Annotated in this window: 3 protein-coding genes; 2 read left to right on the forward strand and 1 reads right to left on the reverse strand. The window is 67.7% G+C overall.

Annotation, left to right across the window (positions count from 1 at the left end; genetic code table 11):
- Window positions 1–705 precede the first annotated feature (705 nt).
- Complete coding sequence (locus ACO1BU_RS35825; RefSeq protein WP_424140655.1) at window positions 706–1,629, forward strand: hypothetical protein; 924 nt, start codon at window positions 706–708, stop codon at window positions 1,627–1,629.
- Between the two features lies 1 nt (window position 1,630).
- A complete protein-coding gene (locus ACO1BU_RS35830; protein ID WP_424140656.1) occupies window positions 1,631–4,102 on the forward strand; it encodes a hypothetical protein in 2,472 nt (823 codons plus the stop codon).
- A gap of 557 nt (window positions 4,103–4,659) precedes the next feature.
- On the opposite strand, the gene ACO1BU_RS35835 is transcribed toward ACO1BU_RS35830, so the two are convergent.
- Window positions 4,660–4,902 (reverse strand): hypothetical protein, encoded by a 243-nt coding sequence (locus ACO1BU_RS35835; RefSeq protein ID WP_424140657.1) that lies wholly within the window; start codon window positions 4,900–4,902, stop codon window positions 4,660–4,662.
- Window positions 4,903–5,377: the final 475 nt, after the last annotated feature.

The following is a 5,377-nucleotide window of genomic DNA, read 5'->3' on the forward strand; positions in this document are numbered from 1 at the left end:
GTCCACAACGCCCACCGCATCGAACTCCGCGGAGAAAGCATGCGACGCATCACCGCCAGACGCGCCACGACCACCGAAACGCTTGACGCCAGAGAGCCTTCCTGAACCATAACCCAATCGGCATGAAACCTGCCCACGATGCCGTGGAATTCGTGCCCACGATCGCCTGGAACTGCTGCCCACGATCACTGGAATACGCACTCCGGGCCGGTACCGACGCGGGACTGCGCGGGTTCCGGTGCGGTCGGCATCGCTGATCCGCACGTCGATGAGGCGCGTCGACTGGGCACTAAAGCCCTGTCCGACTGGCGATTTTTGTCGAATTCCGGTAGATCGCTCATCAGAGCGCTGCGATGGTCCTTGCGAAAAACGAGCGATGCCGGAGCCGTCCCGGCCCTGCGCACCTGACCGCGCCACGGGTCTGATCGACACCGGACATGATGCCGTGACATGCCCCAAAGGGCCCGATCTTCACCGAGAAAAGTTGCTAAATCGTAATGATTTCGCCTGCGGGGCCGTTCTGCCGCTGGCCCTGGTGGCATAAGCTTATCCGGATGGGGTTATCCGGAACGGGGGAACGAACCTCCCTGAGGGCTATGAGCGAGGAGAGTCGCTCCCAGGGGTGAGGCACCACACAAATACGAAGCTTGTCGCAAAAAACGGGCGCGGTGTTCATGAGGGAGGTCGACCGAAGGAGAGTCGACCATGCCCAGCATATCGTCCACCGAAATTCCTGTCTCGGAAAGCAAAGTGCCGGAGGGGGCGATCACCACGCCCCCCAGCAAGAAGGCCGCACTGGCCTCTGTAGCCGCATTGGCCATTCAGGCGATGCAGCGCTGCAGCAAGATCCTAGTCCAGCACGAGGACGACCTGAAGACGGCCCTGATCAGGACGGCCGACGAGATCGTCACGACGATCCGCGACATGCCGCAGCTGGAGCAGGACCAGGTCTGGATGAGGGCGATCTCAGACAGCCTCATCCCTGACCGCCGGGAAACGCGCAGCGGGGTCGCCGCCCTTGTCGCGATCGCCTTCGGCCGCGCCGGCTACTCCTCGTCAGCCATGAGTCAGATAAGGGCGGTCATCGCCCACGCTATCGAGGACGAGGTGACAGTCGCGTCCCTCGCCGGCAAGGGCTCCATCTGGGCCGCCTACAAGGCCCTGCGTGCTCCTGACATGGGACGGCTTCCATCCCCGCCTCTCTGCCACCTGCGCCTGGACAGCAAGGAGGCTGCCCGGGCTGCATCCGAGGGCATTATGTTCCGCCTCGAGGGCGGTCCGGAGCAGGGATACCGCCTCGTGGCGTGCGGCTCCGCCCTGGAGCCTCCGGCTGCGGGGCCGGTGATCGATGGTGACGCCGAGGAGGTGGCGGCGGACGTCGAAGCAACACCGGCCGAGCCGGCCGAGGAGCAGCCGTGGTTCTGCACCGCCCCGTTCACGGTCAGCGGGGTCTCCGCGAAGGCCGACGAGAGAAAGCTCCTCGAAGGATCAGCAACGTCCGAGAAGGCGGTCGACCCCAACACCAGCAAGCCGGTTCTCGTTTGGACTCTTGAGCGCGATACGCCCGAGGTCCGCGCCGTCATCGCGGTGCATGACCCGCAGCCCTGGCCTCGGCCGGAGGTCGCGTGACATGAGGCGCCCCGACCGCCCCGAGCAGTTCATCCGCGTCGAGACCCTCGCGCGTCAGCCCAGCCCTCTCAAGTCCAAGAAGGGCAAGGCAGTCGAGCCTGCCTGGTCCATCCGCGACATCCTGGGCGAGGTGACCCGCCAGCCGGGCCACCACCCGCACGTCCCAAACCCCATGCCGCCGGTCCTCCTCCACGGCCACTCCCCTAAGCAGGTGGTCGAACTCGCGGAGGGGCGCGCGGGGGAGGCGCGCGACGCGCTCGGCCGGCACGTTCGAATGGACGCTCCCATCGCCGTGTCCTGGGTGGCCAGCTATCCCCTCACCTGGGAGAAAGTCCGCGCTTCACCGGAGGCCACCGCCGTCTACGAGGCTTGGCGCGATCGCAGCGTTGAATTCTTTGTCCAGCGGACCGGGGGACTGATCGACAGCATCCTCCTCCACGAGGACGAGCCTTATCCGCACCTGCACGGCCTCGGGGCCGTGCCCCTCGTTCCGGGCCAGACGAAGGCCGGCGAGGCCATCCGGCGTCTGGAGATCGGCGCTCTTGATCCTGCGCGAACCGCGCGGGACCAGGCCAAGCGGGCCGGCAAGTCGGGCGGCGAGGCCGCCAGTGCAGCCTACCGCAACCTTGCCTTCGCCTACAGCGTGGCGGTCGGCCTCGACAGTGGCCTGCGCATGCCCGGCCTCGAGGGGTGCGGCCGGCGCCGCCTTCCTTCTTCGGCCTTCAAGGAGAGGCGTGCGCGGGAGGGCGCCGCCGGGCCGGCGAGGACGCAGGGTCTTCCTGATCTCTCGGCGGATCGGATGCTGGTAGCCCAGGCCGCGCTTGCCCGTCTTCGGGTCATCCCGGACCTGCGGGCCCCGGTCGAGCGGTTCTCCCCCGAAACCGGCTTTGTCGACCTCCTGCCGGTGGGGACGGTGGAGCGGGGTCGCGTGCTCGCCCCCTTGCTGCGACAGCGGGAGGACGACCACGCCGATGCGGCAGCCCAGGCCCTCCTCGACGCCCAGGCCCGCCGCCAGGTCGAGGCCGAAGCGGCCATCCGCCGCGCGAAGGAAGCGGAAGCCCGGCTGGCGGTGGCCGAACCGCGGGCGGCACGTCTCGATCAACTCGTCGAGGCCCTCGGGGCCATCGGATCTGTCCCGCGCCGGATCGCGGACGCGCTCGAACCCCTGGCGCCGGTGGCGGCGGGGTTGGTCCTGCGTCTGGAGAGGACGTTGCTGGGCGCGAGGAACGGCCAACAGGCCGCTGAGGACGCGACGAAGCGGGAGCGGGAGCGGAACGCCCGTCTGGCGGAGGAGGTCGCCGCGGCGAAGAAGGTCCGGGACGAGGTTGAAGGACGCTGGCGCGACCTGAGGAGCGTTGATGAGGCCGAAGATGAGCTGGGCGGGCGGCTCGGCAGGATGGCCGCCGCGCTCCCCCGCACCGTCGACATGATCCGCCAGGGCCTCGCCGCCGCGGGCAAGGTCGCTGACGGCCTGAGGACCATCATCGCCGATCTTCGCGAGGATCTGGCCAATGAACGGCACCTGCGGACCGAGGCGGAGCGGCAGTTGTCAGAAGCGCGAAACGACGCGGAATCGGGGACTGAGGCGGTCCAGGCCCTGAAGGCCATCCAGACGGCGGACACCCTCGGTGCGGGCCAGGGATCGCCGCCGGTGCTCGTCGCGTTGGCGCGCCACGCGCCGAACCTCGTGGCTGGGGTCCGGATGCTGTTGCGGCGGCCGGCGAGCGCGGATGCCGGCCTCGCGGAAGGGCGCCGCCGCCTAACCGAGATCGAGGCCGGGGGCACCGTGTTGTCGTTGGCTCCGGACGGCACGCTTGACCAAGCGGGCATCACCGCCGCCCGACAGGAGCACCTGGTCGGCCACGAGGCCGTCCTCACCCTCCTGGTCCAGAAGCGCCGTGACGAGGAGAGGCTCGCGGCCGCCCAGACGCGGACGGCAGAGTTGGAGACGACCCAGCGTCAGACGGCGCAGGAGGTCGAGAAGATCGCCCGAGCTGTTCCGGCCAGCATCTCCGGCGCCACCACCCTCGAGCGGATCCGAAACGCCATCGTCGCCCGCGGAGAGGCTCAGGTCGGTCAGCGCCCACCTGTCGGCACATCGGGCTCTGCGAAGACCGCCACCACCACCCGGCCGTCGCTCCACCAGCAGATCGTCGATCGCGCCATCGATGACGCCCGCAGTGGGCGCCAGGACATGGCGGGCCTGCCCCGGAGTCCGGAGACGCTGAAGTTGTACCAGGACGCCCGCCGGCAGATCGCGCGTCGCGCCGACAGCCTCGAGATCCTCAAGGATCCGGCCGAGCGGGCGCGCTTCTCGCGCGCCGTCATCGGCCCGGCGGTCTTCGACCGCTTGGCGATGCTCGCTGCCGCCCCGCCAGAGAGGTCGCAACGGACCCACGGGACACCGTCGGCGGCAGCCCGTGCCAGGAACCACAACCAGTCCAGGTCGGCGTCACCGACCATCAACCATTAGGAGAAACATCGTGCTTTCCACACAAGACGTGCAGAACTGCAACGAGTGCGCCTTCTGGCATCCCCTGGACGACCGCCGCAGCCGCGGCGAGTGCCGCATCAGGCTGGCCGAGCCACGGCTGAACGAGAAGGCAACCAGTTCCAGGCGGCGATGGCCGCAGACGGATCCTCTCGACACTGGCTGCAAGAGAGGAAGGATCCACGTCGAATCCCTGCCGACGGCCTGCGTCAGCTGCAAGTGGTGGCTGCAGACCGGCGCGGCGGACGGACGAAGGTTCGGCCAGTGCCGAGGCGGGTCGAACGAATACGTCGGGTCCACGGAGAAGGCTCCCGCCGGAGCCAAGTGGCCTACCGCCCCTGAGGACCTGTGGTGTGGGGATGGTGAGGCGATCCCTCCCAAGGAGGAGGACTGAGTACCGGTTCCAGTTCCGGTTGGGGCTGATCATTGATCAGCGGTACCAAGTCGCTGGTGGCTCAGGGCGAGATTCCGTCGTCGCCGACCCTCGCGAGCCCGAAGTTGGTGAAGACGGGGGCTGGCCGGTCCAGCCCCCGTCTCTTTCAGGTACCCTGCGCCGCGTCGTGCTCCTCAGCTGTGGAAGTGATGGACGTCCGACACCGGATCACGGCCAGCGCCGCCTCGCGGAACAGGGCGAGGATGTCGGTTCGCCCGGTCGGTACGGCGTCGAGCTCGGCCCTCGAGAGGAGGTGCGGCATCCCCTCGGACGTGAGGAGGGTGGCGAGTTCCATCCCCGTCCCGATCCCCATGCAGCGGCTGCTGCGGTATGGGGCAGCAGTGTCCACCAGAAGCAAATTTTCGAAATAAAAAACAGTGATTTACATCAAGCTCGACGACCGGAGCGATCTTGTCGGAGGTGGGCAGAGTTGCCGCAGGCGCAGTCCTGAGTTTGCTGCGGAACCTGGCGCGGGCGCCAGGTTTCGCGTGGCTAACCTCTAGAGAACAAACAGCGTAGCCGCTCGATCAACGGCCGGGTCTGGCCGATAATGGAACGTCCGCTTCCATGTGCAGTGTCCAAGCAAGCGGCCATATGTGGCAGGCAAAGCTCAACCGCTTGGGTAGTCGGCCCCCACACCAGTCCATTCCTGGAAGATAACCCGTAAAGCAAAGCCTACTCGGCCAGCTTGGCGCGCGCGCGGTCACATGCAGTGCTGGCGTTATTGATCGCGTCGCCATGCGCAAGTGCCCAACCGCAGAGCGCCTCGAAGGGCTGACGCAGAGAGTGCCCCAGCGGCGTAATGGCGTATTCCACGCCGATCG

The organism is Roseomonas chloroacetimidivorans, assembly GCF_049629625.1.
Classification (GTDB): Bacteria; Pseudomonadota; Alphaproteobacteria; order Acetobacterales; family Acetobacteraceae; genus Roseomonas; species Roseomonas chloroacetimidivorans.